Annotated in this window: 24 protein-coding genes; 20 read left to right on the top strand and 4 right to left on the bottom strand. The window is 39.4% G+C overall.

Features of this window, described 5'->3' with window-relative positions:
- Positions 1 to 17 precede the first annotated feature (17 nt).
- Positions 18 to 467: a lipoprotein gene (locus tag ACLI08_RS00410; RefSeq protein ID WP_411426478.1), complete on the top strand. Its 450-nt coding sequence runs from the start codon at positions 18 to 20 to the stop codon at positions 465 to 467.
- 8 nt (positions 468 to 475) lie between these two features.
- On the opposite strand, the gene ACLI08_RS00405 is transcribed toward ACLI08_RS00410, so the two are convergent.
- The 3 genes from ACLI08_RS00405 to ACLI08_RS00395 all read right to left on the bottom strand — a co-directional run bounded on the left by ACLI08_RS00405 (position 476) and on the right by ACLI08_RS00395 (position 2,951).
- Positions 476 to 1,231: a phosphatase PAP2 family protein gene (locus ACLI08_RS00405; RefSeq protein WP_411426477.1), complete on the bottom strand. Its 756-nt coding sequence runs from the start codon at positions 1,229 to 1,231 to the stop codon at positions 476 to 478.
- A gap of 199 nt (positions 1,232 to 1,430) precedes the next feature.
- Positions 1,431 to 2,195 carry an intradiol ring-cleavage dioxygenase gene (locus tag ACLI08_RS00400; protein WP_411426476.1) on the bottom strand — a complete coding sequence of 255 codons (765 nt, stop codon included), beginning with the start codon at positions 2,193 to 2,195 and terminating at the stop codon, positions 1,431 to 1,433.
- A gap of 81 nt (positions 2,196 to 2,276) precedes the next feature.
- Positions 2,277 to 2,951, bottom strand: a complete 675-nt coding sequence (locus ACLI08_RS00395) for a hypothetical protein (protein ID WP_411426475.1) — start codon at positions 2,949 to 2,951, stop codon at positions 2,277 to 2,279.
- A 133-nt stretch (positions 2,952 to 3,084) separates the two neighbouring features.
- On the opposite strand from ACLI08_RS00395, the gene ACLI08_RS00390 reads away from it, so the two are divergent.
- Positions 3,085 to 4,167 carry a carboxypeptidase-like regulatory domain-containing protein gene (locus tag ACLI08_RS00390; protein ID WP_411426474.1) on the top strand — a complete coding sequence of 361 codons (1,083 nt, stop codon included), beginning with the start codon at positions 3,085 to 3,087 and terminating at the stop codon, positions 4,165 to 4,167.
- A 107-nt stretch (positions 4,168 to 4,274) separates the two neighbouring features.
- Complete coding sequence (locus tag ACLI08_RS00385; RefSeq protein WP_411426473.1) at positions 4,275 to 4,640, top strand: CoA-binding protein; 366 nt, start codon at positions 4,275 to 4,277, stop codon at positions 4,638 to 4,640.
- On the opposite strand, the gene ACLI08_RS00380 is transcribed toward ACLI08_RS00385, so the two are convergent.
- Positions 4,621 to 6,132, bottom strand: a complete 1,512-nt coding sequence (locus ACLI08_RS00380; RefSeq protein WP_411426472.1) for a sodium:solute symporter — start codon at positions 6,130 to 6,132, stop codon at positions 4,621 to 4,623. The two genes, ACLI08_RS00385 and ACLI08_RS00380, sit on opposite strands and share 20 nt — an antisense overlap.
- Positions 6,133 to 6,234: 102 nt before the next feature.
- Here ACLI08_RS00380 and recR point away from each other — a divergent pair, with 102 nt between their 5' ends.
- The 17 genes from recR (at position 6,235) to ACLI08_RS00295 (ending at position 24,652) form a co-directional block, all read left to right on the top strand.
- The gene (gene recR, locus ACLI08_RS00375) at positions 6,235 to 6,855 is read left to right on the top strand and encodes a recombination mediator RecR (RefSeq protein ID WP_411426471.1); all 621 of its coding nucleotides are present in this window, start codon (positions 6,235 to 6,237) and stop codon (positions 6,853 to 6,855) included.
- 161 nt (positions 6,856 to 7,016) lie between these two features.
- Positions 7,017 to 8,009, top strand: coding sequence for an SDR family oxidoreductase (locus ACLI08_RS00370; protein ID WP_411426470.1), 993 nt, complete (start codon positions 7,017 to 7,019; stop codon positions 8,007 to 8,009).
- A complete protein-coding gene (locus tag ACLI08_RS00365) occupies positions 8,009 to 9,256 on the top strand; it encodes a nucleotide sugar dehydrogenase (protein ID WP_411426469.1) in 1,248 nt (415 codons plus the stop codon). The genes ACLI08_RS00370 and ACLI08_RS00365 overlap by 1 nt, the downstream gene beginning before the upstream one ends.
- A 71-nt stretch (positions 9,257 to 9,327) precedes the next feature.
- Positions 9,328 to 10,722, top strand: a complete 1,395-nt coding sequence (locus ACLI08_RS00360; RefSeq protein WP_411426468.1) for a UDP-glucose 6-dehydrogenase — start codon at positions 9,328 to 9,330, stop codon at positions 10,720 to 10,722.
- 30 nt (positions 10,723 to 10,752) lie between these two features.
- On the top strand, positions 10,753 to 11,808 hold the full coding sequence (rfbB, locus tag ACLI08_RS00355; RefSeq protein WP_411426467.1) for a dTDP-glucose 4,6-dehydratase: 1,056 nt from the start codon (positions 10,753 to 10,755) through the stop codon (positions 11,806 to 11,808).
- Positions 11,809 to 11,826: 18 nt separating this feature from the next.
- Positions 11,827 to 12,693, top strand: coding sequence for a glucose-1-phosphate thymidylyltransferase RfbA (gene rfbA, locus ACLI08_RS00350; protein ID WP_411426466.1), 867 nt, complete (start codon positions 11,827 to 11,829; stop codon positions 12,691 to 12,693).
- Positions 12,693 to 13,238: a dTDP-4-dehydrorhamnose 3,5-epimerase gene (gene rfbC / locus ACLI08_RS00345; RefSeq protein WP_411426465.1), complete on the top strand. Its 546-nt coding sequence runs from the start codon at positions 12,693 to 12,695 to the stop codon at positions 13,236 to 13,238. The genes rfbA and rfbC overlap by 1 nt, the downstream gene beginning before the upstream one ends.
- A 103-nt stretch (positions 13,239 to 13,341) precedes the next feature.
- Positions 13,342 to 14,340 carry a mannose-1-phosphate guanylyltransferase gene (locus ACLI08_RS00340; protein WP_411426464.1) on the top strand — a complete coding sequence of 333 codons (999 nt, stop codon included), beginning with the start codon at positions 13,342 to 13,344 and terminating at the stop codon, positions 14,338 to 14,340.
- A gap of 57 nt (positions 14,341 to 14,397) precedes the next feature.
- Positions 14,398 to 15,840, top strand: coding sequence for a hypothetical protein (locus tag ACLI08_RS00335; protein ID WP_411426463.1), 1,443 nt, complete (start codon positions 14,398 to 14,400; stop codon positions 15,838 to 15,840).
- Positions 15,837 to 17,147 carry a hypothetical protein gene (locus ACLI08_RS00330; protein WP_411426462.1) on the top strand — a complete coding sequence of 437 codons (1,311 nt, stop codon included), beginning with the start codon at positions 15,837 to 15,839 and terminating at the stop codon, positions 17,145 to 17,147. The genes ACLI08_RS00335 and ACLI08_RS00330 overlap by 4 nt, the downstream gene beginning before the upstream one ends.
- Before the next feature lie 276 nt (positions 17,148 to 17,423).
- The gene (locus ACLI08_RS00325; protein ID WP_411426461.1) at positions 17,424 to 18,374 is read left to right on the top strand and encodes a GDP-L-fucose synthase family protein; all 951 of its coding nucleotides are present in this window, start codon (positions 17,424 to 17,426) and stop codon (positions 18,372 to 18,374) included.
- Between the two features lie 20 nt (positions 18,375 to 18,394).
- Positions 18,395 to 19,507, top strand: a complete 1,113-nt coding sequence (gene gmd / locus ACLI08_RS00320) for a GDP-mannose 4,6-dehydratase (protein WP_411426460.1) — start codon at positions 18,395 to 18,397, stop codon at positions 19,505 to 19,507.
- 97 nt (positions 19,508 to 19,604) lie between these two features.
- Positions 19,605 to 20,906, top strand: coding sequence for a lipopolysaccharide biosynthesis protein (locus ACLI08_RS00315; protein WP_411426459.1), 1,302 nt, complete (start codon positions 19,605 to 19,607; stop codon positions 20,904 to 20,906).
- A 46-nt stretch (positions 20,907 to 20,952) separates the two neighbouring features.
- A complete protein-coding gene (locus ACLI08_RS00310; RefSeq protein ID WP_411426458.1) occupies positions 20,953 to 21,915 on the top strand; it encodes a hypothetical protein in 963 nt (320 codons plus the stop codon).
- A gap of 11 nt (positions 21,916 to 21,926) precedes the next feature.
- A complete protein-coding gene (locus tag ACLI08_RS00305; RefSeq protein WP_411426457.1) occupies positions 21,927 to 23,036 on the top strand; it encodes a hypothetical protein in 1,110 nt (369 codons plus the stop codon).
- A 2-nt stretch (positions 23,037 to 23,038) separates the two neighbouring features.
- The gene (locus tag ACLI08_RS00300) at positions 23,039 to 23,629 is read left to right on the top strand and encodes a DUF4254 domain-containing protein (RefSeq protein WP_411426456.1); all 591 of its coding nucleotides are present in this window, start codon (positions 23,039 to 23,041) and stop codon (positions 23,627 to 23,629) included.
- A 6-nt stretch (positions 23,630 to 23,635) separates the two neighbouring features.
- Positions 23,636 to 24,652: a hypothetical protein gene (locus tag ACLI08_RS00295; protein ID WP_411426455.1), complete on the top strand. Its 1,017-nt coding sequence runs from the start codon at positions 23,636 to 23,638 to the stop codon at positions 24,650 to 24,652.
- Positions 24,653 to 24,655 lie beyond the last annotated feature (3 nt).

Raw genomic sequence — 24,655 nt, 5'->3', positions numbered from 1 at the left:
ATTATTACCACTTACTTATGAAAAAATCAATACTATTGCTTTTCTCCATTTTGATGTTATCTTCTTGTAATAAGTTTCAGGAACACGTAACTACTGATTTTCAGGATAACCGATGGATTAGCGACAAGTGGCAGGACTATACGGTTGTTATACCTGCCGATCAAAAAGCCGCTACTGTAAACGTATTTTTTTCCCATATTTATGAGCCGGGTTATGATGAAATACCTGTAAGTGTAAAAATAAAGTCTCCTGACGGAAAAGATGAAACTATAAATACTAAAATCCTTCTTAAGGATAAAAACGGAAAAAACCTTTCCGACTGCGCCGGTGATGTTTGCGATTGTATTACAACCATTAAAACGGATTTCCCTTTAAAAAAAGGCACTTACATTTTTAGCCTGAAAAATAACGTAAAGCAACCGTTTTTGCCTAACGCATTGGTTGCCGGAATAAAAATAAATGCATGACGTTAATGTTACAGGCGTATAACCATAGCTGCGCCCAGCTGATCTCCGTTGTAAAAAGGCATAATCATTCCGGTAAGCTTGCCGGTATCGCCCCCAAAAATATGTTTTTTTATAACCGGGAATAACCAGTAAGCTGCCTTGGTACTCAGTATGCCTATACCTGCACCGGTAGTAACATCGGTTAGCCAATGCCTGTTGTTGTACATACGGAAGAAACCGGTGCCCGCAGCTACTGTATACCCGGCAACACCATACCAAATGCTTTTGTCTTTGTATTCCTGAAAAAGGAATTCGGCTCCGGCAAATGATGTGGCAGTATGCCCCGAAGGGAATGAGTTATCAGAGGTTCCATCCGGGCGGTTAACGTGTATACTATGCTTTAATGTGGTAACTGTTGTAGCCATTATAAGATAAGAGGTAGCCATGATTATGGTGCGGTCGCCCAGGTTGTGCTTACCGTCCACACCTGCAAAATTAAGCGCATATACTGACAGCATAGGGGTATACTGAGAAAAGTCGTCTATCGTCAGCTTTTCGTCTATATGTTCTTTAACCTCTGCACGTATGCCTTTGTTGAAATCAATCAACTGGTCAGATCCTATTCCTATAACTCCATATCCTATAAGCACCCCAGGTATAATAAGCTGCTTATAGCTAAACTGATATTTAGACGTATCGGGTTGCAGGGTGTCTTTTGCGGTAAGGCTGTTCTGCGCCTGTAATGAACAAGAAAGTGTCAGTAGAATAAACAGCAGATTTTTCATAAGATTATTGGTTTTGTTGTAATTACCCTGTAAAGGTAAGTAAGCCACTACTATAGCTATGTTAAAATAGTTGAACTCCCTGCCAATACGGTTAAACAGCCCATGAAAGACGTTAAATAGAAAGCCTGCTCAGGTTATGAACCAGGGCAGGCTTTCGAAAGTGACTAAAAAACTAACTCAAACTAATTTATATGAAAAACTATGCTGAAACATATATGGTATGCTCAAGGCTAAAACCGTCTGCTACGCTCCCTGATAAGGTGGCAATTTCGCTCCCTGTGGTATCATCACTAAAAATGTTATCTGAAGCGTTATAAGTATATCCGGTCATTCCTTTTGTATATCCGTATTCACTTGCGGCATTAACCTGTACTACAGCACTGTTGTCGCCTTCGGGAAAACCTATCTGGGTTATTAGTAACGATGTTCCGCTGCTGTTGTAGATATGAACGTGTATATGGGTAGCCCGCCCGGAATACCAACCCGGAAATATTGATGTAAATTGTACTTTACCATTAGCATTAGTGGTTTGCCTGCCGCGCAAAAAGTGAACCGTGGTGTAGTTTACGCTCTGCATTTGTGTGCCGCCATATTCGCTATAGTAACCGTCTTTGTCGCAGTGCCAAATGTCTACTATGGCGTCGGTAAGTACTGCGCAGCTATTGTTTACATTTTTAACCGTTATTGTAATGGTTAGGGGCACTCCTGTACGGTCTGAAACAATATTTGTTGCAACCAGTGAGGATGGGTTCTTGGTAGGGAAGGGGCCTGCCGTTTCTGAGGGAGATACGGTGCAGCTATCGGTTGTGGTACTGCTATTGCCGCCAGAGCTAATGCTGCCACTACCTGCATTAGAACCAGACGAAACACTGTCATCTTCTGTGCTGCATGCCTGTAAAATCTTTACACTTGTAAGGGCCAGGCCGGCTAGCCCCATTGTCCTGAAAAATTGCTTACGTTCCATAGTACCGATGTTTTATATGTAGTAAACGGCCCGTTTAAAGGTAATATTTGTAAACTGAGGTTAACAGCAGGCTTGTGTAGGTTAACTCCCCATCGGAACCTCCAGTAGCAGTACAAGGGCATTTTCAGAGAGCGCTTCCATATCTGCTTCTTTCAGCTGCCACAGTGCCAGGCCATCCCTGGCTTCCAGTAGCCTTCCCTGCACTTCAAACGCCCCGCTTATAATAAATATAAACACCCCGTTGTTTGTAGCACTCAGCTTATAAATGGCCTCGGCACGCCCGTTGAATAGTCCCATTTTTGCTTTTACAACTCCCGGTAACGAAAAAGGGGTGAGTTTGCTACGCTCTTTCAGGTTTATGCTTATTGTAGTAGGTTCGTTTACTATCTTGTCATCAAATAGTATATAAAGGAAATTTATGAGCTCATTTTCATACGGATTTCTCAGCGTTATTTCGCCCTGCGCAGGTAGCCATGTAGCTTCATTAGTTTCCGTATAATCTATTTTGCCGTTAAGTGTATATTCTAAAGTCCCTACCAAGGGTATTAGCAATACGGTTCCGGGATTATTTTGGCGCGTTATGCTTTTGCCGGAAGCCAGCGTTTCATCGTTTACCACTTTAAGGGTGCCAAAGGCTAGGCGATTGGTGTCCTGGTATTGCTCGAAGCTAAATGTTGCTTCCCAACGCTGATTGTTGTTTTCAAATAAGCCGCGTTGTGCTGCTTTGTATATGCGGGCAGGTGTGTTGTTAATCATGCTTGTAACTTTAAAAGGTAAAAGTAAGCAGATTGCTGCTGGTGCGGTTAAATTATAGGTTAACGCCACACTATTGTAGCTTAAGCACGTTAATGCTGCCAATTTAAAATTACCTTTACAAAAAAGAATTCAGATGTATAAATTATTATTGCTGTTATTGCTTTGGGGTATGCCTGCTACTGCTCAGGAAGTTATTTCGGGTTATGTATATGATGAAGAGCAGAAGCCTCTTGAAGCGGCTTACGTATATTTGGATGGTACTACGGTTTCGGCAACCACTAACGAAAAGGGGTTTTTCCGTATACAATCCGCCACAAAATACAATGCGCCGTTAATGGTTAGCTTTGTGGGATTTGAAACGTTGCGGGTAGACGACCCTTTTCAGTATAAAGGCAAAAACCTTAAACTTTACCTGCGTACCGCTGTAACAGAGCTGGATGAACTGGTGATTTCTAACAAGCCATTTTTTACGCGTAAACAAATGCTAAAGGTGTTCAGGGAGCAGTTTCTTGGTAGGTCTAAAGGGGGGAGAAACAGCCGTATAGAAAATGAAGACGATATTTACCTTACATACGATGAACAAAACCATGTTTTAAAAGCTAAATGCCGTACTCCTATACGTGTAATTAACCGCCATTTAGAATACAGATTATTGTATAATCTGGTTTCTTTTGAAGTGAAATACAATACTAACACCCTTGATGAGGCCTACCTTTACCAGTCTTTTTATGCGGGCACATCTTCTTTTACAGACGTCTCTGTGCGCAATGGTGCAGATAAAAAACGTAAGCAGGCGTATTTAGGTTCGGTTACCCACTTAATGCATACGATTAAGGATAACGACTGGGAGCGTCAAAAGTTTACCCTGTACGCCGGTAGTACTCCTGTACAGCCGGGCGATTATCTTAAGGTCTCTGATACGCTTGGCATAAAAAAGGTAACTGTAAATACTGTTGCGGTTGAAGAAATGTTGCCTAAGGCGGGTACGCTGGTGTTAAGTAAAGGCCCGGTGAAGCCACGGTACACAACGGTTACTTTTAATCTCCTCAGGCAAATGGATACCCGCACGCAATCAGGTATTAACTTTCAGGCTGATGTGTTTTATATAGATAATAACGGATTGTTTTTTCCGATAGATGCGCTACTTTTCAGGGGTTATATGGGTAGCCTAAAGGTGGGTGATTTACTGCCTGTAGATTATGTGTATGTGCCTTAGCTAAACTTCAGGTAGCTGAAACTATATCTGTTTTTTGTGTTATAGTAACCCTAAAACCTTCTTTTTTCAACTTGTCTTTTCGTAATTTTATATCAAATTACTATAAAATGGAAACGAAGAAAACACTGGTTATGGGTGCCAGTACTGAACCTACCCGATACGCCTATAAAGCGGTTAAAATGCTCCAGCGTTATGGCCATCCGGTAGTGGCTATGGGTAAAAAAGAAGACGACCTTGATGGTATCAAGATAGAAAAAGGAGCTGCCCCGTTTGAAGGCGTAGATACCGTAACCCTCTACCTGAACCCTATGAACCAAAAACCGTATTATGATTACATTATTGGCTTAAAGCCTAAGCGTGTTATTTTTAATCCCGGTACAGAGAATATGGAACTTATACAGTTACTTAAAAACAACCAAATTGAGCCCGAAATAGCCTGTACGCTGGTGTTGCTTAGTACGAACCAGTTTTAATGGTTTGTGCTTTTTTTTTGCTGATGCATAGCAGCAAGATAAACGTTATTGCAGCGTTTACTACTATAAGTTCGTTATCAAAAACATAACTCCCAAAAAACGTAGCCGAGTTAAGACTTAGGTATAGCGTTATAAGTGGTGCAGCTACGCACACCACAGGTACAAGTTTGTCTTTTACCGTAAGGTTTTTCATAAATAGCCCGTAGCTGTATAGCCCAAGAAGTGGCCCGTATGTAAACGATGCTATTTTAAAAATCATACTTACTACAGAGGCATCATTAATAGCATTAAATACCACAATCACTAAAAACATAAGCAGTGAAAACGAAATGTGTACAAAGTGCCTTGTGCGCTCGTTACCCTGTTGTTTCGCATTTTCGGGTTTGTCCATATTAAGGAAGTCTACGCAAAACGATGTGGTAAGTGCTGTTAGTGCCGAGTCTGTTGTGGCAAAAGTAGCGGCTGTTAGACCCAATAAAAATACCACTCCCGGAATCAGCGAAAGATGATGAAATGCTATTTCGGGGAAAAGCAGGTCGGTACGCGATTTACCATCTACCATAGGTACTTCTATGCCATTTTGGTTGGCATAAATGTAGAGTAGTGCGCCTACGCCTAAAAAGAACAGGTTGATAATTACAAACGTACCCGTAAAGGTAAACATATTCTTTTGGGCTTCGCCTATGTTTTTACAGCTCAGGTTTTTTTGCATAAGATCCTGATCCAGGCCTACCATGGCTATGGTTACAAACATTCCGCCTATTACCTGTTTTATAAAATGGAAACGGCTGCCTATAAAGTCTTCAAAGAAAAATATTTTGGAGTAGTTGCTGTGTTTTACGGTTTCAAAGGCCTGTGGCAGGCTTAGGTTAAGGCTGTCGCAAATAAAGTATATGGTAAAGAATACCGATGATACCAGAAAAAATGTTTGCAGCGAGTCGGTTATAATGATTGTTTTTAATCCGCCCTTATAGGTATAGGCAAAGATGAGCAGCAGCGATATAAGCACTGTAACCCAAAACGGTACTCCAAAAGCATCAAAAACATAGCGTTGCAGTACAATAACCACCAAATATAATCTGAATGCCGAACCTATGGTGCGGCTTATAAGGAAAATCATGGACGAGGTTTTGTAGCTGTAATATCCCAGCCTGCCTTCTATATAACCGTATATTGATGTTAAATTCAGCCTGTAATATAATGGCAGCAGCACTTTGGCTATAATGATAAAGCCCAAAGCATTGCCCAGTATAAACTGGAAGTATTTAAACTGCTCGCCACTCGGAGCGCCTACTTCCCCGGGGACAGATATAAACGTTACCCCAGATAGTGCTGTACCTATCATCCCGAAAGCAACCAGGTACCACTTGCTGTTTTTATTGGCTTTAAAAAAAGTGTCGTTGCTACTGTCGTTGCGGCTTACTAAACGGGATATAAGTATTAGTACACCAAAGTAGATAACGATTATGGTAAGTATGGTTACTGGGCTCATTTTTTCATGTTTGTTTCGCAAAGCAAATAAAAATTTTTGAAAACTGCTTAGCCTTTGCCGTAAATAGCACGTGCGGTTTTAATTTTATATATTTGCGGGGTTATGGAAATGTCGTCTAAATTACTTGAAAATGCCGTGGCAGAAATCTCCCAGTTGCCCGGTATAGGAAAGCGTACCGCATTAAGGCTGGTACTGCATTTGCTACGCCAGCCCGAAATTCAAACCCAGCTGCTTAGCGATGCCCTGCTTAAAATGAGGAACGACATTCAGTACTGCAAAAGCTGCCATAACATAAGCGATACCGAGATTTGTACTATTTGCGCCAATCCCATGCGCGATACTTCGCTAATATGTGTAGTAGAGGATATACGCGATGTTATGGCTATAGAAAATACAGGTTTGTTTAAAGGGATTTACCACGTTTTAGGTGGAAAAATTTCTCCGATAGATGGTGTTGGCCCCAGCCAGTTAAACATTGGTAGCCTGGTAGAAAAGGTAAAGGCAGGCGGTGTTAAAGAGTTGATTTTTGCCCTTAGCAGTACCATGGAGGGCGATACTACTAACTTCTACATTTATCGTCAGGTTAAAGACTCAGGCGTGGCTACATCGGCTATTGCCAGGGGTATAGCCGTGGGCGATGAGCTAGAGTTTGCCGATGAGGTAACACTGGGACGAAGTATAATACACCGAGTACCGTTTGAGAATGCGATTAAAAATATGTAACGTTAGCATAAACAGGTAATTTGCATATTTTGCAATATAATATGTGGTTTACTATGTATTTGGAAAAAAGTTAAACTAAACATATAAATAACACTTTGTTAAAATTTTAGTATTTATATTTGCAACCGAAGGGGGAGGCCGGTTTTTGAATAAGGATTTTTATGGAAAACGCTGAAATAAAGATTTTAATAACCGGCGGCGCAGGATTTATAGGTTCTGCATTGTGCGATAATTTCATTGGTAAAAATTTTCAGGTGGTTTGTTTTGATAATCTGGCTACAGGTCACAAAAAAAACATCGAACATTTATTATCTCATCCGTTATTTACATTTATTGAAGGCGATATACGCAACATAAACGACTGCGAAAAAGCAGTTGCAGGTGTACACTATGTGTTGCACCAGGCTGCTTTAGGTTCTGTTCCCAGATCTGTTGCAGACCCGGTAACCACAAATGATGTTAATGTAAGTGGTTTTCTTAATATGCTTGTAGCCAGCAGAAATGCTAATGTTAAGCGCTTTGTGTATGCTGCAAGTTCATCTACCTACGGCGATAGCCAGGGACTACCTAAAGTAGAAGAGGTTATAGGCAGGCCGCTTTCGCCTTACGCGGTTACCAAGTATGTTAATGAGTTGTATGCCGATGTTTTTGGCAGAGTATACGGAATGGAAACCATAGGGCTGAGGTATTTTAATGTCTTTGGTCGCAGGCAGGATCCTAACGGTGCTTACGCAGCGGTAATACCAAAGTTTGTAGCGTTATTTATGCAGCACGAGAGCCCTGTAATTAACGGAGACGGAAATTATTCCAGGGATTTTACGTACATAGACAATGTAGTGCAGGCAAATGAACGTGCGTTATTTACCATGAACCCTTTAGCTGTTAATACAGTGTATAATGTGGCTTATGGTGAGCGTACTACGCTTAACAACCTTATTGATGGTTTAAAAAAATACCTTTCTGAGTTTGATGCCGAAATAGCCAATGTAGATGTTGTTTACGGTCCGGAGCGCGCAGGCGACATACCACATTCTTTAGCCAGTATAGATAAAGCGAAAGATTTGCTGGGGTACAAACCGGAGTTTAGTATGGATGAGGGGCTTCGGGAGGCAGTGAAATGGTATTGGGAAAATTTAAAACCGGTTTCTGAGTAATGAAGATAGCAGTAATAGGACTGGGATATGTGGGGCTGCCACTGGCAGTTTTAATGGCAAAGAAATATCCCGTTGTGGGATTTGATATAAAACAAGATAGAGTTGCCCAGTTAAAAGAAGGTAATGATGTAACCCTAGAGGTAAGCTCCGGTCAATTACACGACGTGTTGTGTACTACTGTGCCAAAGGAAAGTGGTTTGTACATTACCTCTGAGCTTAATGGTATAGAAGATTGTAATTTTTACATTGTTACTGTACCTACACCTGTAGATAAAAATAACAGGCCAGACCTTACCGCACTTTATAAAGCCAGTGAAACTGTAGGCAAAGTGCTTAAAAAGGGAGATGTGGTGGTGTATGAGTCTACCGTGTATCCGGGTGTTACAGAGGAAGAATGTGTGCCGGTGCTGGAAAAAATTAGTGGTTTGAAGTTTAATGAGGATTTTTTTGCAGGTTATTCGCCAGAGCGTATAAATCCAGGCGATAAAAACCATACTGTAGAAAAAATTGTAAAAATAACATCAGGATCTACAGCACATGCGGCAGATGTAATTGATGAGGTGTACAGGTCTGTAATTGTTGCCGGTACACACAAAGCATCGAGTATAAAAGTGGCTGAGGCAGCCAAGGTAATAGAGAATTCTCAGCGCGATATAAACATAGCTTTTGTAAATGAGCTGTCTAAAATATTTTCGCTTTTAGATATAGATACCCACGCGGTACTGGAAGCGGCCGGTACAAAATGGAATTTTCTTCCGTTTAGGCCCGGTCTGGTAGGTGGGCATTGTATAGGGGTAGATCCTTACTACCTTGCGCAGAAAGCACAGGAGGCAGGATATCATCCTGAAATTATCCTTGCGGGCAGGCGTCTTAACGACAGTATGGGGGAGTATGTGGCTTCGCAATTGGTTAAAAAAATGATTAAGGCGGGTATTGCTGTAAACGGCTCTAAAGTGCTTATGCTTGGTATTACCTTTAAGGAAAATTGCCCGGATGTGCGTAATACTAAAATTGTAGACGTGGTAAAAGCCCTTCAGGAGTATGACATTGATATAACGTTATATGATCCGTGGGCAGATCCGGCAGAAGTGTTTCATGAGTATGGGCTTACAAGTTATAAAGAATTGCCGTTGGGTACGTACGACGCAGTATTTGCCGGTGTGGGACACAGTGAATTCAAAGCAATACATTTAGAAGATATATGCAAGCCGGTTAGTGTTGTATATGATTTTAAAAAAATTTTCTAAATCAGTTATTGTAATTTTTTAAATAATGTTAATTTCGTAACGATAGTTTAAAATAAATAAGGTTTTTTGTAATGAGTAGAGTAAAAAACATTTGCTGTATTGGAGCAGGATATGTAGGTGGTCCTACAATGGCGGTAATTGCCGCTAAATGTCCTCATATCAAAGTTACTATTGTAGATTTAAATGAGGCAAGGATTGCTGCATGGAACAACGAAAACCTGGATAACCTTCCGGTGTACGAGCCTGGTCTGGCTGATGTTGTAGCACAGGCAAGGGGCAGAAACCTGTTCTTTAGTACAGAAGTTGATAAGGCAATAGACGAGGCAGAAATGATATTTATCTCTGTAAACACCCCTACAAAAACCTATGGATTAGGTAAAGGTAAGGCTGCAGATCTTAAATATATAGAGCTTTGTGCCAGGCAGATAGCCGCCGTTGCAAAAACAGATAAAATTGTTGTTGAAAAATCTACACTTCCTGTACGTACTGCAGAGGCTGTACGTAGCATTCTTGACAATACAGGAAATGGAGTTAAATTCCAAATACTTTCTAACCCTGAATTCCTTGCAGAAGGTACGGCAGTAGAAGACCTGCTTAGCCCCGACAGGGTTCTTATCGGTGGTGAAACTACCGAAGGCGGAAAAGAAGCTATGGAAGCACTTGCAGAAGTATATGCTAACTGGATTCCTAAAGAGCGTATCCTTACTACAAACGTTTGGTCTTCTGAGCTTTCTAAGCTTACGGCCAATGCTTTCCTCGCGCAAAGAGTATCTTCTATAAACGCGATTTCTGAACTTTGTGAAAGAACAGAAGCCGATGTAAATGAAGTAGCGCGGGCAATAGGAATGGATAGCCGAATAGGCCCTAAATTCCTTAAGGCATCTGTAGGTTTTGGTGGTTCTTGTTTCCAAAAAGATATCCTTAACCTTGTATACATAGCAAAATCATACGGACTTGACGAAGTGGCTGACTACTGGGAGCAGGTTTGCATAATGAACGACCACCAAAAAAGGCGTTTTGCAGCAAACATTGTAAAAACACTTTACAATACTGTATCGGGTAAAAAGATTGCTTTCCTTGGTTGGGCATTTAAAAAAGATACAAACGACACCCGTGAGTCTGCAGCTATTTACGTTGCCGATGACCTGTTGTTTGAGCAGGCAAATATTGCCGTGTTTGACCCTAAAGTAGAGGAGCCACAGGTTTATTCAGACCTTAATTACCTTAACACAAGGTCTAAAGAAGAAAATGCTAAAGGTGTATCTGTTTACAATGATCCTTATGCGGCTCTTGAAGGTGCTCACGCCATTGCTGTGCTTACAGAGTGGGATGAGTTTAAAGAATATGACTGGCAGCGTATTTATGATAATATGAAAAAGCCTGCGTTTGTGTTTGATGGAAGGAACCTGCTTGACGGAGACAAACTTAAAGAAATAGGATTTGTTTTCCAGGCTATAGGAAAATAGTACCTTTGCCCGTTATCAAACAGTGCGTAAATGAAAAAAATACTTATAACCGGAGGAGCCGGCTTCATAGGGTCTCACGTGGTGCGTAGATTTGTAAACCACTATCCTGATTATGAAATTTATAATCTGGATGCTTTAACCTATGCCGGTAACCTGGAAAACGTAAGTGATATAGAAAATAAACCAAATTATACGTTTATTAAGGCTGATATTACAGATGCATCTGTAATATCAGCACTTTTTAAACAGCATTCTTTTGAGGCGGTTATACATCTTGCAGCAGAATCGCATGTAGATCGTTCTATTACTAATCCACTTGCCTTTGTGCAAACTAACGTAACCGGAACCCTAAATTTACTTAACGCTTTTAAAGAGCGCTGGGCAAATGATTTTGAAGGGAAACGATTTTACCATGTAAGTACAGATGAGGTTTATGGTACATTGGGTGCCACCGGGCTTTTTACAGAGCAGACTGCTTATGCGCCAAATTCTCCGTATTCTGCGAGTAAGGCGGCTTCAGATCATTTTGTAAGGGCTTACGGCGAAACCTATAAGTTGCCCTATGTTATAACAAATTGCAGTAATAATTACGGGCCTAATCATTTTCCTGAAAAGCTTATACCGTTGTTTATAAATAATATTATAAACAACAAGCCACTGCCGGTTTATGGAGACGGTAATTACACCCGCGACTGGTTATTTGTAGTAGACCACGCAGCGGCAATAGACCTGGTGTTTCATGAAGGTAAAAACCACGAAACATACAATGTAGGTGGTTTTAATGAGTGGAAAAATATAGACTTAGTTAAGCTTCTGTGTAAAATTATGGATGCTAAGCTGGGCAGGCCGGCTGGCGAAAGCGAAAAACTGATAACGTATGTTAAAGACAGGCCAGGGCATGACTTAAGATACGCTATAGACGCTTCTAAAATTAACAAGGAATTAGGCTGGAAACCTTCGGTAACATTTGAGGAAGGTCTTAACTTTACCGTTGATTGGTTTCTAAACAACCAGCAATGGTTAAAAAATGTAACTTCCGGCGACTACATGAATTACTATACGGATCAATATATAAACAGGGTATAACCCAGCCATGCAAAATATATGAAAGGAATAATATTAGCAGGCGGCTCGGGTACACGTTTACATCCGCTTACACTGGCAGTTAGTAAACAGCTTATGCCTGTGTACGATAAGCCTATGATTTACTACCCGCTATCTACATTAATGATGGCTGGTGTAAGAGAAATACTTATTATTTCTACCCCAAAAGATTTGCCACTTTTTAAAGAGCTTTTGGGTGATGGAAAAAAATACGGCTGTGCATTTTATTATGAAGTTCAGGAACATCCGAATGGCCTTGCCGAAGCATTTCTTATAGGTGAAGCATTTATAGGGAATGATAAAGTAGCCCTTATTTTGGGGGATAATATATTTTATGGAGCAGGTTTGGGTAAGTTGTTACAAAGTAACACAGACCCCGATGGTGGTATTATATATGCTTACCACGTTCATGACCCTGAGCGTTATGGTGTTGTAGAGTTTGATGAAAATGGTAAAGCACTTTCTATAGAAGAAAAACCTTTAACGCCAAAATCTAACTACGCTGTACCGGGAATTTATTTTTACGACAATAATGTGGTTAACATAGCTAAGAGTATTAGCCCAAGTGCGCGCGGCGAACTTGAAATAACCGACGTAAATAAATATTATCTGGCAGATAATAAGTTAAAAGTTAGTATTTTAGACAGGGGCACCGCCTGGTTAGATACCGGTACGTTTCAGTCGCTTATGCAGGCCTCGCAGTTTGTAGAGGTTATAGAGGAACGTCAGGGATTAAAAATAGGTGCAGTGGAAGGAGTTGCCTACGAAATGGGATATATTTCTGAAGCAGAGTTTAGGAGCTTGTGCGAACCGCTTTTAAAGAGCGGTTACGGAAAAAAACTCCTGTCATTGATTGAAACAAAATAATGAATATAGTTCATACAAGTATTGAGGGCTGCTTTATATTAGAGCCAAAAATTATTAACGACGGCAGAGGTTACTTTTACGAGAGTTATAATAAACAAACGTTTAAGCAGGTTACCGGTCTTGATGTAGATTTTGTTCAGGACAACCAGTCGTTTTCTTCAAAAGGGGTGCTTAGGGGCCTCCATTACCAGATAGGCGATGCGGCGCAGGCTAAGCTAGTCAGGGTCATACATGGCGAAGTTTTAGACGTTGCTGTAGATCTGCGTGCTGATTCTGCCACATTTGGTAAGTATGTAAGCGCAATATTAAGTGCAGATAATAAAAGGCAGATGTTTGTGCCTAAAGGTTTTGCCCATGGTTTTTTAGTATTGTCTGATGTGGCAGAGTTTGCTTACAAGTGCGACAATTATTATAACAGGGAGCAGGAACGGGGTATCAGGTACAACGATCCGGCCCTAAGTATAGACTGGGGATTTGCAGCAGAAGCGGTTATAGTTTCTGAAAAAGACCAATTGCTGCCATTTTTTTCTGAAGCGGAATATTAAAAAGCTATCTGTAGATAGTAAATTGCATATAATAGTGCCGTATAACCCGGCGGTGCTATAGAAACAATAAATGGTTTAAGTCTTACTATTAAAAAAAAAACGAATGAGCAAAGTTACACATGTGATACTCACCGGAGGGGTGGGAAGCCGTCTGTGGCCACTTTCAAGGAAAAGCAGGCCAAAGCAATATCTTGCAATTTTTGGCGGTAAATCATTATTTGAAATGACAGCAGAACGCAATAATGCTTTTGCAAGTAATGTAATTGTAGTGGGCAGCAGGGATAACTGTCATCTATCTAAAGAGATACTAAATGCCTGTAACGTTAACTACCTGGACATAGTAGAGGCGGTTCCAAGAAATACTGCCGCGGCAATAGCTTTCGCTGCATTTGCTTCGCAACCAGACGATGTTTTAATAGTAACTCCTTCAGATCATATTATAGAAGGAGATGCAGAATATAAAAAGGCCATAGATGAAGCTGTAGAAAAGGCGTCTAACGGGTTTATAGTTACCTTTGGTGTACAGCCTACAAAGCCGGAAACCGGTTATGGTTACATAGAGCACAAAGGAGACGAGGTAGTTTCCTTCCGTGAAAAACCAAATCAGGTTACTGCTCAGGAGTTTATAGACCGCGGTAACTTTTTGTGGAACAGTGGAATGTTTTGTTTTAAAGCCAGTGTACTGCTGGATGAGCTAAAGGCGTTTCAGCCCGATGTATACGCTGCGGCGCTTACTGCATGGGAACAAAGTGACAACGGAAGGCTTGATGAAGAACTTTCGTTAAAAATACCTTCAATCAGTATTGACTACGCAGTAATGGAGCGTAGCAAAAAAATTAAGGTAGTACCTGCTACATTTAAATGGTCAGACCTTGGCTCTTTTGATTCTGTTTACGAGTACCTTCATAAAATGGGGCACAAGGTAGACGAGTTTGGTAATATGGTTATAGGAACAGATAACTACACGGCATTCCTTGGTTTAGAAAACACTATTTTTGTGCATACGGCTACGGCTAACCTTATACTGCATAAAGACCATTCTCAAGAGGTTAAAAATGTATATAGCCAGTTAGAAAAAGCTAACTCTACGTTGCTGGATTAATCAAGCAAATTTATTGCGCGTTTTTTACGCATAATAGTAAAATAACAATGTGTTGTAGTGTTTAAAGAGTATCTGCGTTACTTTGGTGCTGTTAAATGGGGCGGGGCGTCTATAGGCGTTAGCTTTATGCGCCAGTTGTTGTTAGCTACTTTGTTTCTCACCGCTGTAGGTAAAGATAAATACTCTTTATGGTTATTGCTTTTTAATGCGGCGTCATTAATAACCGCTTTTGGTAATGGCTTTTTGCACTACAGTATTAACTACATAAATATTTCTTACCATTCGGGGCTTCGTGTTCCGCCTTTAGTAAAAAGTATAATAAAGGCAGCAATATGGGTTATACTATTACAGCTCGTTATAGGGTATGTAATGTGTAATCCCGTATTGCTTTCTTCATTTTTAAAGGTTAATTATAGTTATCTCACAGTTAACCAGGGTGGGTTGGTGTGTCTGTTTTTAGTACTGTCCAGGTTGTTGCATCAATATTCCGGTTCATTTATAGTGCGCTTGTTTGAGCCATTTGGTAAAATACGTAAAACCATGCAGCTACAGTTTATGCTTGATTTTTTTGAAGTTATAGCTATAGCGGTTTTTATTTTTTTTACCAAGAGCTTGCTGTTAACCAGTATTGCTGTATTAGCGGTTAACGCAGTTTTTTTCACTGTTGTATATTTTTATGTAGCAAAAAATACCGGGCTCATAGCCTTTCGTGTCCACCACGCCGGACCCTCAACTGCGGTTATACTAAAAAAGTCTATGGGTTTAAATGCCGGTTTCTTAATTGAGAAAACGTATGAAAACGGACTTACAATCCTGGTATCTAATTTTTTTGGCCCGGCAGTAGTACCCGCTTTTAATATTACCCAAAAAATGGTTAACTTCTTTTTCAGGATAGCCTCTGTACTAATGCAACCCCTGTTTCCGGAAATTCAAAAGAATTTTGCCACAAATAATTTTGCCTTTATAAATTCGATTATTAAAAAATATTGGAACTTCTCGCTCTTGCCATTAATGCTTGGCATTATAGTGGGCATACCGCTTATAAGATTTTTTTATCCGTATTTTACAGCAAATATCTTACATTTTGATCTCCCTTTGCTGGTGTATTTGTTTGCTACCGTTTTCTTGCAAAACTTTACTTTTGTAATGGTGGAGTTTATAAAGAAGAATAACTTTTCATCTCAGTTTGTGCTATATAGTTTAATTAAGCTGTTAGGAACTATTGTGTTTATGGCTATAGCCTCTGGTTTAAGGTTAAATGGAGGGGCGGGGCTGGGCATTTTTGCGGCTGAAATATTTTGCTCGGCATTTGCTTTATACGTTTACGTAAAGCAGGTGCGTATAAGTAAACTTTTATTTTATCTTTTACCTACAATTTTATTCACAGTATTTTTAGCCATATACGGATTTACAGGTAACTATTTACTTTTTTTAATGCCCGGTGTGGCGCAGTTGGCAATATTAACGTACCTTATGATCAGGAAAAATAATACACCATGATTTGGCTCTGTTTTTTTTGGTTTAGTCTTTTATATAGCTGCACTTTTTTTGCCTCGCCCAGTAAAGACGTCTTCAGTCCGCTGCGCTTTATTTCTATTAAGTTTGCAGTGTTTAACCTGCCTTTTATCTTTTTCACGGCCTTATATCCTGATAGTTTTCTTAAAGGAATACTTACCATTTGCCATACCGATGTTTATTCCGCATTTTACAATTATACACTGCTACAAACGCTGGCTTACGTAAGCCTTGTTTGTGGTATATTGGTTTTTAAACCTAAGACAGGTATTGCAGAGCATTACTCCTTTTCTTTTAACCCACGCCGTGTATTGTGGATCACTGCTTGCCTTTTTGCATTAGCTATGTCAGGGTATGCCTATTTCCTTTTCAGGATAGATGGGTTGGGTTATTTGCTAACCCATTTAAAAGATCGCGTAGGTTTACAGGGCGGACAATATTCGTTGATTCTTTTAGAATTGTTTCCGCTTGTATTGTTGATTATATTGTTGCTGAGTAGATACTACGGCAAGGTTGCAAAAAAATATTTCTTTCTGTTGTTATGTCTTTTCTTTTTGGTGTATACCTCTTTTGGTGGTAGAAAACCGGCTATGATAGTAGCTTTCGCGGGTTTGGGCGGTTGGCATTATTATGTAGAAAAAATCCGCGTTAACAAGAATACAGTTCTTGCAGGCATAATAGCCTGTGTGTTACTTGTAAGTTATATTATAGCCATACCCATTTTGCGAGGGGGTAATCAAAAGCTAATAGCTACAGATAAAAACCCCGGTTACACCGTGTCAAAAAATTTCCTTTACAATTTTTCGTATGTTTTTATAGATGTTTTTGCGGCTAATTATTTTAACAATTCTAATGCCTGGCATATGGAGGGGTATTTTGCTCCCGCGGGTGCCTTTATGCACAAGGGCGATAAAGGGGGTATACCACAGGTAGATCAGGGTGTTTATTTTAAGAGTATTTATTTACAGCAAAAAGATTTTCGTCCTCCTATGCCACGGAGCAGCGTTAGTAAAACATCATGGCCTACCGAGAACTTTGGGTTTGCCTATGCAAATTTCCTTTGGATAGGGATTGTAGTTTTCTTTTTCTTGCAGGGGCTCGTTTTTTCCGGAGTGTATAAGTTATTTCAAAAACAGTATTTTAATCCTGTAACGTTGCTTTTTTATCTTCAGGTTTTGGTGCAGTTTAACTTTAGCAGCCTCCGGATTGCGTTTTTTTTAAAAACCTTACCATTATACTGTTTATGTTGGTTTGTTTTTAATAAATTTGCACTTCATAAAAATCAAAAGTAAATGTAATCTTTTGATTTTTTAGAAAAGGGGAAAGTTAACGCACAGTAGTACTACGATATTTTTTTCAAATCAATAATAAAGAGCTGTAGAAGTTACAGTTTGTTATTATTAGTTATAAAATCAATCGTTTTATTTTACTAAATTGTGAAAAAATATAACTGTTTACGTTAAAAAACTTTGTAGTATTTAAAATTTTATAAAAAAGAATTACTTTTGTTTTTTAACATTTTGTAGTAATTTGCACGTTCCATATTATACCGAATTATATAAAAACCAATGCAGAAAGATAAGAAAATATATATAGCCGGACACCGCGGAATGGTGGGAGGAGCAATTTGGAGAATACTGGAATCCAGAGGATATACAAATCTTATAGGGGCTACCAGCAGCGAACTTGATTTGCGCGAGCAAGAGGCTGTAAGGAATTTTATATCGTTGCACAAGCCAGACGTTATAATAGACGCAGCAGCCCGTGTAGGTGGTATTTTGGCTAATAATAATTTTCCGTATCAGTTTATTATGGAGAATATGCTTATCCAGAACAATCTTATTGATGCTGCCTTGAAAAATGACACAGAGAAATTTATCTTTTTAGGTAGTTCATGTATATATCCTAAGTTTGCGCCTCAGCCACTTAAAGAAGATTATTTACTTACAGATTCTCTTGAGCCTACTAATGAGTGGTATGCGATTGCTAAAATTACAGGAGTAAAGGCTTGTGAGGCTATTCGTAAACAATTTGGTAAGGACTATGTAAGCCTTATGCCTACAAACCTGTACGGTACCCACGATAATTTCGATTTAAATACATCGCACGTTTTACCTGCCATGATGCGTAAGTTTCATGAGGCTAAATTAAATGGCAATACTCCGGTAACCCTTTGGGGCAGTGGTACGCCTATGCGTGAGTTTCTGTTTGTAGACGACATGGCAGAAGGTGTGATTTTTGCCCTGGAAAATACGCTTCCGGATTATTTATATAACGTAGGTACAGGTGTAGATCTTACAATAAAAGAGCTTGCTGAAACCATACAAAAAATTGTGGGTCACACCGGTGAAATCGTTTGGGACAGTTCTAAGCCAGACGGTACGCCACGTAAGCTTATGGATGTGTCTAAAATGCATGACCTGGGCTGGAAACACAAAATTGACCTTGAAGAAGGTATTAAGAAAACCTATGAGTGGTTTTTACAAAATATAGACAGCGTTAAAAAAGTAACCATTTAAAAAATACCAAAGCGAAATATATGAAAACAGCTCTTATTACCGGAATTACCGGGCAAGATGGGTCGTACCTGGCAGAACTTTTATTGGAAAAGGGCTATATGGTTCATGGCATTAAAAGAAGATCATCATCATTTAACACGCAAAGGATAGATCACCTGTATGTAGATCAGCACGAAAATAATGTAAACTTTAAACTGCATTATGGTGATCTTACAGATTCTACAAACCTTATCAGAATTATACAAGAGGTAAAGCCAGACGAGATTTATAACCTTGGTGCTATGTCTCACGTTAAGGTTTCTTTTGATTCTCCTGAGTATGTGGCAAATGTAGACGGTATAGGTACGCTTAGGATTCTTGAGGCTGTTCGTATATTAGGATTGGAGAAAAAGACAAGAATTTATCAGGCATCTACTTCTGAGCTATACGGAGGTTTACCTGAAAACAAAAATGAGCGTGGTTTTTATGACGAAAACTCGCCATTTTACCCAAGGTCTCCTTACGGTGTGGCAAAAATTTATGGTTTTTGGATTACTAAAAACTACAGGGAAGCTTACGATATGTTTGCTTGTAACGGAGTTCTTTTTAACCATGAGTCGCCTCGCAGGGGAGAAACGTTTGTTACCAGGAAAATAACAATGGCTACGGCCGCTATAGCTCTGGGTAAACAGGATTGTTTATACCTTGGTAACCTAAACGCCCTTAGAGACTGGGGTCATGCTAAAGACTACGTAGAGGCTATGTGGCGCATACTTCAGCAAGATGTTGCTGAAGATTATGTAATTGCTACCGGAGTTACAACATCTGTGCGTGATTTTGTTCGCCTGTCATTTGCTGAAGTGGGTGTAGAGCTTGAATTTGAAGGTGAAAACGAAAGCGAAACAGCAAAAGTAAAATCATGTAGCAACCCGGCTTACCAGCTTGAAGTGGGTAAGGTTGTGGTAAAAGTAGACCCTACATATTACCGTCCTACAGAAGTAGATCTTCTTATAGGCGATCCTACAAAATCTAAAACTAAACTTGGCTGGGAGCCACAGTACGATCTTGCAGGGCTTGTTAAAGAAATGGTAGCCTCAGATGTTGAATGGGCTAAAAGGAACTTTAACGCTCAGTGGGATCACGTTGCAGGATAAAATAGTTACTGGTAGAATATATACTCAGTGAAGATTGAGATTAATTCTTTATCCTCACTGAGTTTCTTACAGACGTAATAATTAAGCATATTGCATTTTGAAAAACAAGTTAGACTCTCTAAAAGATAGTAAGCGATACGCTACGTTTTTGCGTTGGGGCAAAATGCTGAGTGTTACCGGTTTTGCGCAAGTACTGGTTCAATTGGCTGGTGTTGCCACAGGTTTAATTGTTACAAACCTTCTGCCGAAGCAGGAATACGCTTATTACACAATAGCCATTACTATGCTTGGTACCATGACGGTTTTAGCAGATAGTGGCATTGGTGTTGGTGTTATGTCTAGTGGGGGTAAAGTTTGGGATGACAAGTTTAAATTGGGAGAAGTACTTAAAACCGGTGTAGTACTCCGAAGGAAGTTTGCTATATTTAGTTTAGTAGTTTCTTTACCCATTTTAGTGTTTTTACTCCATAAGCAGGGAGCTGAAACATTAACCATATTTTTAATCTGTGCCTCGTTGTTACCAGCTTTTTGGGCGGCCTTATCAGACTCGTTATTAGAAACGATCCCTAAATTGCATCACGCTGTATTGCCTTTGCAAAAAAATCAAGGGTTTGTAGGTTTTGGACGTTTAGCCCTCACTTCATTAAGTGTGTTTTTATTTCCATTTACTTTTGTTACGCTTCTTGCAAACGGAGTTCCCAGGATTTGGGGTAACGCTCAGCTTAAGAAGATTTCTGCAAGTTATGTAGATGAAACTGCTGGGGTTAATGAAAACGTTAAAAGGGATATTTTAAATATTGTAAAGAGAAGTCTTCCGGGTAATATTTATTATTGTATTTCAGGACAACTTACCTTGTGGTTATTATCCTTTTTTGGCACTTCTTCAGATATTGCGGGTATAGGGGCTATGACACGTATAACAATGCTTACCTCTATAGTGTCAATGATGTTTAATACGTTATTCATCCCTCAGTTTTCTAAACTCACGGATAAAAGTAAAATGATAAAGCACCTTGGTCTCTACTTTTCGTTTCTTATAGCAATTTGTTTAGTCATTATTTTTTTTACATGGCTATTAGACGATTTTATTTTGTCCTTGCTTGGTAAAAGTTATCTTGGACTAAATTTTGAGCTTTTACTAACAATGACACTTAGTTGTCTTACTTTAATAGGTGGAGCTTGTTATGGTTTGTCATCGTCTCAGGGGTGGATTATTAATCCGGTTTTACTAATAACAACGAATATCTTTTCAGTTGTAGTTGGTTTATATTTTTTTAAGGTAGACAATATAACTGATGCATTATATTTCCAGTTAACCACAGCGCTGATACCGTTAGTCATAACAATATCTTTTTTGTTAATAAAGGTAGCGAGGTACAGGCAGGTTGCTGCGGTATAATTTTGTGTATACAATTTTGTTCTTAATTCGAATTAAAAAATAGATTATGGATTCAGCTATTTGTACTCTTTTTGAAGGTAGCTATCATTATGGCGTAGCTGTTTTAATTAACTCTTCGTATAATAATGGGTTTAGAGGTAATTTTTTTGTTGGCTATAAAGGTGCTTTACCATCTTGGGCAAACCAAGGTACATTAGTTGATCTCGGCAATTGGAACGGAGCCACGGTGCTAAAGGTAAGAGAAGGGCTTAGCGTATATTTTCTTCCGCTAAATACAAAGAAGCATCTTACAAATTATAAGCCGGATTTTATGCTTGATTTGTTTATGAATGCATCAACTAAATCGGATATATTATTTTACCTAGATCCCGACATAGTTGTAAATGCGCCGTTTGGATACTTAGAAAATTGGACAACTTGCGGCGTTGCGGTTGCTGAAGACTTAAATTCACCACTACAGGAACTACATCCAAGAAGGGTAAGCTGGAGGAAGTATTTTAAAGATTATAATATTGATTTAAGCTTTAAAAATCCCATTTATGTAAACGGTGGTTTTATAGGTATTACGCGCCATCAAATAGAGTATTTGCAAATTTGGAAAGATATTCAGGAAAAAATGTCAGCTGCTATTGGTGGATTAGACAAATCTATTTTTAGTGAAAAACCAAAGGCTCAGTTTTATGGTGACTTTGATCCTTTTAGTAAGACCGACCAAGATGCTATGAATGCGGCTGTAGAGGTATATAACGGAAATATCAGTTTTGCAGGTAAGGAAGCAATGGGGTTTGAAAATGGTTTAATAACTATTCCTCATGCCCTTGGTGCAGCGAAACCGTGGTCAATAAGCCCATTTCGACTATTCTTTAAGGGAATCAAGCCAAGAATGGTTGATAAGCTTTTTTGGAATCAAGCCAGTGGTCCTTTACAACCGTTTACAGGTAAGAAAATTAAGATTATGAAGTTTCAGTTGTTAATTTGGAGCTTTTTGGTAAGATTTTATAGTAAGTAAATTTACACTGCATGAAAATTGTATTTATATGCGGCTCTGCACAACCAGGTAAAGACGGCGTAGGAGACTATGTGCGTCTGTTGGCTTCAGAGTTAATCTTACAAGGCAATGATGTAGTGCTTTTAGCTCTTAATGATGCTTTTGTAAGCGAAGAAAGCAAAAGTACTCAGTATGAGGAAGATGTTCATATATCGGTTATACGACTGCCAAGGTCTTTGGACTGGAAAACGAAAGGGGTTAAAGTTAATGCTTTTATAAAAAGTTTTAATCCTGACTGGGTAAGCCTGCAGTATGTGCCCTACTCATTTCATAAAAAAGGGATTCCAACAGGCTTCGCTTCAATGTTGCATGAAATTAAGGCTGATGTAAGATGGCATATCATGTTCCATGAAATATGGATAGGAATATCGACGGTATCGCCCTTTAAGCACAAGATTATAGGCTTTTTTCAAAGGCAGGTGGCTAAAAGGATTGTAAAAACATTGCAACCACGGCTTATTACGGTTTCAAATGTGCTGTATCAGTTAGTAGCGGAATCAGCAGGTATAAAGGCAAAGATACTTCCTTTGTTCAGTAATATAAGAAAGAGTCCGCCGAACCTGGAATATGTAAAAACAGTATACCAAAAGCTGGGTGTGCCCGAAGGGCAAGAAGATAAATGGATGCTTTTAGGTATCTTTGGTACGTTGTACCCGCAGGCAAGATTAGAGGATTTGCTGGTCGACCTTGTTAAGAATAATCCCAATAAGGAAATCGGTTTTATAAGTTTTGGTCGTATAGGAGATTACGGAATTAATGAAATTAAGCGCTTAGAAGAGCTTTTTAAAGGTAAAATTAATTTTGTCGTACTCGGATTATTAAGTCCTGCCGAAGTTTCAACAGTAATGCAGTTGCTAAGCGTAGCCATATCTTGTACACCACAGCAACACATAGGCAAAAGCGGTGTATACTCAGCCTTAAAATATCATAATGTTAAGGTGGAAGTACCTGTAAACGAATACCTGCCGGATTACTCTGACCGCATTATGCCTTATTATAAGGAATATGTTAATAAACCTGCCGAAGAATTTGGCGTTAAATATATTGCAAATAAGTATATAGAATTATTAAAAACATTATAGTTATGATATCTGTTGACCAAATATTAAAATTACACAAAGATAAAGTAGAAGCCTGGCATACAGAAGTGGTTCTTACAGAGGAATTACTTCCGTTTAAATTTATTGAGGAAAACCATCACTTTAACTTTTCGTTGTGGCACGAGGAAGATATTGCCCGTGTAAAAGATATAGATCCGCTTCGTATAGTAGAAGCTAAAAGGAATATAGACAAATATAATCAGGCGCGTAACAACGCTATGGAAAAGATAGATGAGTGGATACTACTATACTTACAGGAACACAATATACCTGTAGCATCTAAGCAACACTCTGAAACACCGGGTATGATGATAGACAGGCTTTCTATTATGTCGCTTAAGCATTACCACATGTATGAGGAAACAATAAGACCTGATGCAAATGAACAGCATAAGGCTAACTGTGCCGCTAAGGTAGCCATACTTGACGAGCAGATTGCGGATCTTGCCAAGTGTCTTGAAGATATTTTTGCAGCCCTTGAAGGTGGCGTGCTTAAATTTAAGGTGTACAGGCAGCTGAAAATGTATAACGACCCTACACTGAATCCTCAGCTGTACAAGAACAAACAAGCATAAAAAATAATGGCGGAGCAATTAAACATAGACATATCTTCGGGCGGAAATGGCGACATCTGGATGAGGCTGGTAAGTTTTTATGCAGTAGCAAAGATTTTACCCCAGTTTACTTATAATATTTACGTACCGCCATTTATGCAAAACCTTGCCCAGTACACCTTTGGCGACAGGCTTCAGTTTACTTCAGATAAAACCGAGTGTAAATACTTATATACAAGTCTGGGTTTACGCAGCATGTTAGGCGGCATAACGCAGGGAAAAAAATATGTTGTACCCTACCATAGGGCAGTAATATTTGATAAAGGCAACCGCAAGCTTAAAGACAGTATAAATATTTTTATGTTTAATATCGCATCGGTATTAAACGTTGTTCAGCTTCCCGGTTGGGAATGGATAGAAAAATACCAGGGTTACCTGGATATAATAGGTATAAAGAAAATCAGGTCAGCAACATACCAGCAATACATTATGCAGCTGGAAGCTGATTCTGATATAATATACCAAAAGCTTAACAGTGCGGAGATGCCTACATCGCCAGAACTAGAGTTTCCTGAAGATTTAGGAGAAAAGGTAGTGGTGTTCCCTACGGGTACAAGCAGGCAGTTTGTACCGGTATGGTGGGCTAAGCAAAATTTGCCTGATGCCTATTATGCCTTTTTTGTAAAAGATAAAGATGCAAACGCATTTTTAGAGGCAGGGCTTAAAGTGGTGTTCTTTTACAAAGAACCCGGCGATATTATAGCCTTGTCGCACAAGGCGGCATGGACGGTAACTACAGACAGTTTTCCGTCGCACCTGTTGCAGTTTGCTACAACTAATACCACCGTAACCATAACCGAGGTGCGAAAATCACGTATTATAGCGCCAGTTTTTAGAGGTAAGGTTATAGATGCGGTGGCTCCGTGCCACCCATGCTTACACTTGGAGCGGAATCATTTCCCTACGTGTATGGCAGGCCATAAAGAATGTATTAACTGGAAAAGCAGTGTTTATACGCAGGGTGTTTTATCATCAATAAGCTAAAGA

This window comes from Flavobacterium sp. RNTU_13, assembly GCF_046614455.1.
Taxonomy (GTDB): domain Bacteria; phylum Bacteroidota; class Bacteroidia; order Flavobacteriales; family Flavobacteriaceae; genus Flavobacterium.
The sequence above is the reverse complement of the archived record's forward strand: the minus strand, read 5'-3'. Positions and strand labels throughout refer to the sequence as shown.

Bases quoted from the DNA above. Each gene is read 5' to 3' on its own strand.
- ACLI08_RS00410 (WP_411426478.1), top strand. From the start codon at position 18: ATGAAAAAATCAATACTATTGCTTTTCTCCATTTTGATGTTATCTTCT.
- ACLI08_RS00405 (WP_411426477.1), bottom strand. From the start codon at position 1,231: ATGAAAAATCTGCTGTTTATTCTACTGACACTTTCTTGTTCATTACAG.
- ACLI08_RS00400 (WP_411426476.1), bottom strand. From the start codon at position 2,195: ATGGAACGTAAGCAATTTTTCAGGACAATGGGGCTAGCCGGCCTGGCC.
- ACLI08_RS00395 (WP_411426475.1), bottom strand. From the start codon at position 2,951: ATGATTAACAACACACCTGCCCGCATATACAAAGCAGCACAACGCGGC.
- ACLI08_RS00390 (WP_411426474.1), top strand. From the start codon at position 3,085: ATGTATAAATTATTATTGCTGTTATTGCTTTGGGGTATGCCTGCTACT.
- ACLI08_RS00385 (WP_411426473.1), top strand. From the start codon at position 4,275: ATGGAAACGAAGAAAACACTGGTTATGGGTGCCAGTACTGAACCTACC.
- ACLI08_RS00380 (WP_411426472.1), bottom strand. From the start codon at position 6,132: ATGAGCCCAGTAACCATACTTACCATAATCGTTATCTACTTTGGTGTA.
- recR (WP_411426471.1), top strand. From the start codon at position 6,235: ATGGAAATGTCGTCTAAATTACTTGAAAATGCCGTGGCAGAAATCTCC.
- ACLI08_RS00370 (WP_411426470.1), top strand. From the start codon at position 7,017: ATGGAAAACGCTGAAATAAAGATTTTAATAACCGGCGGCGCAGGATTT.
- ACLI08_RS00365 (WP_411426469.1), top strand. From the start codon at position 8,009: ATGAAGATAGCAGTAATAGGACTGGGATATGTGGGGCTGCCACTGGCA.
- ACLI08_RS00360 (WP_411426468.1), top strand. From the start codon at position 9,328: ATGAGTAGAGTAAAAAACATTTGCTGTATTGGAGCAGGATATGTAGGT.
- rfbB (WP_411426467.1), top strand. From the start codon at position 10,753: ATGAAAAAAATACTTATAACCGGAGGAGCCGGCTTCATAGGGTCTCAC.
- rfbA (WP_411426466.1), top strand. From the start codon at position 11,827: ATGAAAGGAATAATATTAGCAGGCGGCTCGGGTACACGTTTACATCCG.
- rfbC (WP_411426465.1), top strand. From the start codon at position 12,693: ATGAATATAGTTCATACAAGTATTGAGGGCTGCTTTATATTAGAGCCA.
- ACLI08_RS00340 (WP_411426464.1), top strand. From the start codon at position 13,342: ATGAGCAAAGTTACACATGTGATACTCACCGGAGGGGTGGGAAGCCGT.
- ACLI08_RS00330 (WP_411426462.1), top strand. From the start codon at position 15,837: ATGATTTGGCTCTGTTTTTTTTGGTTTAGTCTTTTATATAGCTGCACT.
- ACLI08_RS00325 (WP_411426461.1), top strand. From the start codon at position 17,424: ATGCAGAAAGATAAGAAAATATATATAGCCGGACACCGCGGAATGGTG.
- gmd (WP_411426460.1), top strand. From the start codon at position 18,395: ATGAAAACAGCTCTTATTACCGGAATTACCGGGCAAGATGGGTCGTAC.
- ACLI08_RS00310 (WP_411426458.1), top strand. From the start codon at position 20,953: ATGGATTCAGCTATTTGTACTCTTTTTGAAGGTAGCTATCATTATGGC.
- ACLI08_RS00305 (WP_411426457.1), top strand. From the start codon at position 21,927: ATGAAAATTGTATTTATATGCGGCTCTGCACAACCAGGTAAAGACGGC.
- ACLI08_RS00300 (WP_411426456.1), top strand. From the start codon at position 23,039: ATGATATCTGTTGACCAAATATTAAAATTACACAAAGATAAAGTAGAA.
- ACLI08_RS00295 (WP_411426455.1), top strand. From the start codon at position 23,636: ATGGCGGAGCAATTAAACATAGACATATCTTCGGGCGGAAATGGCGAC.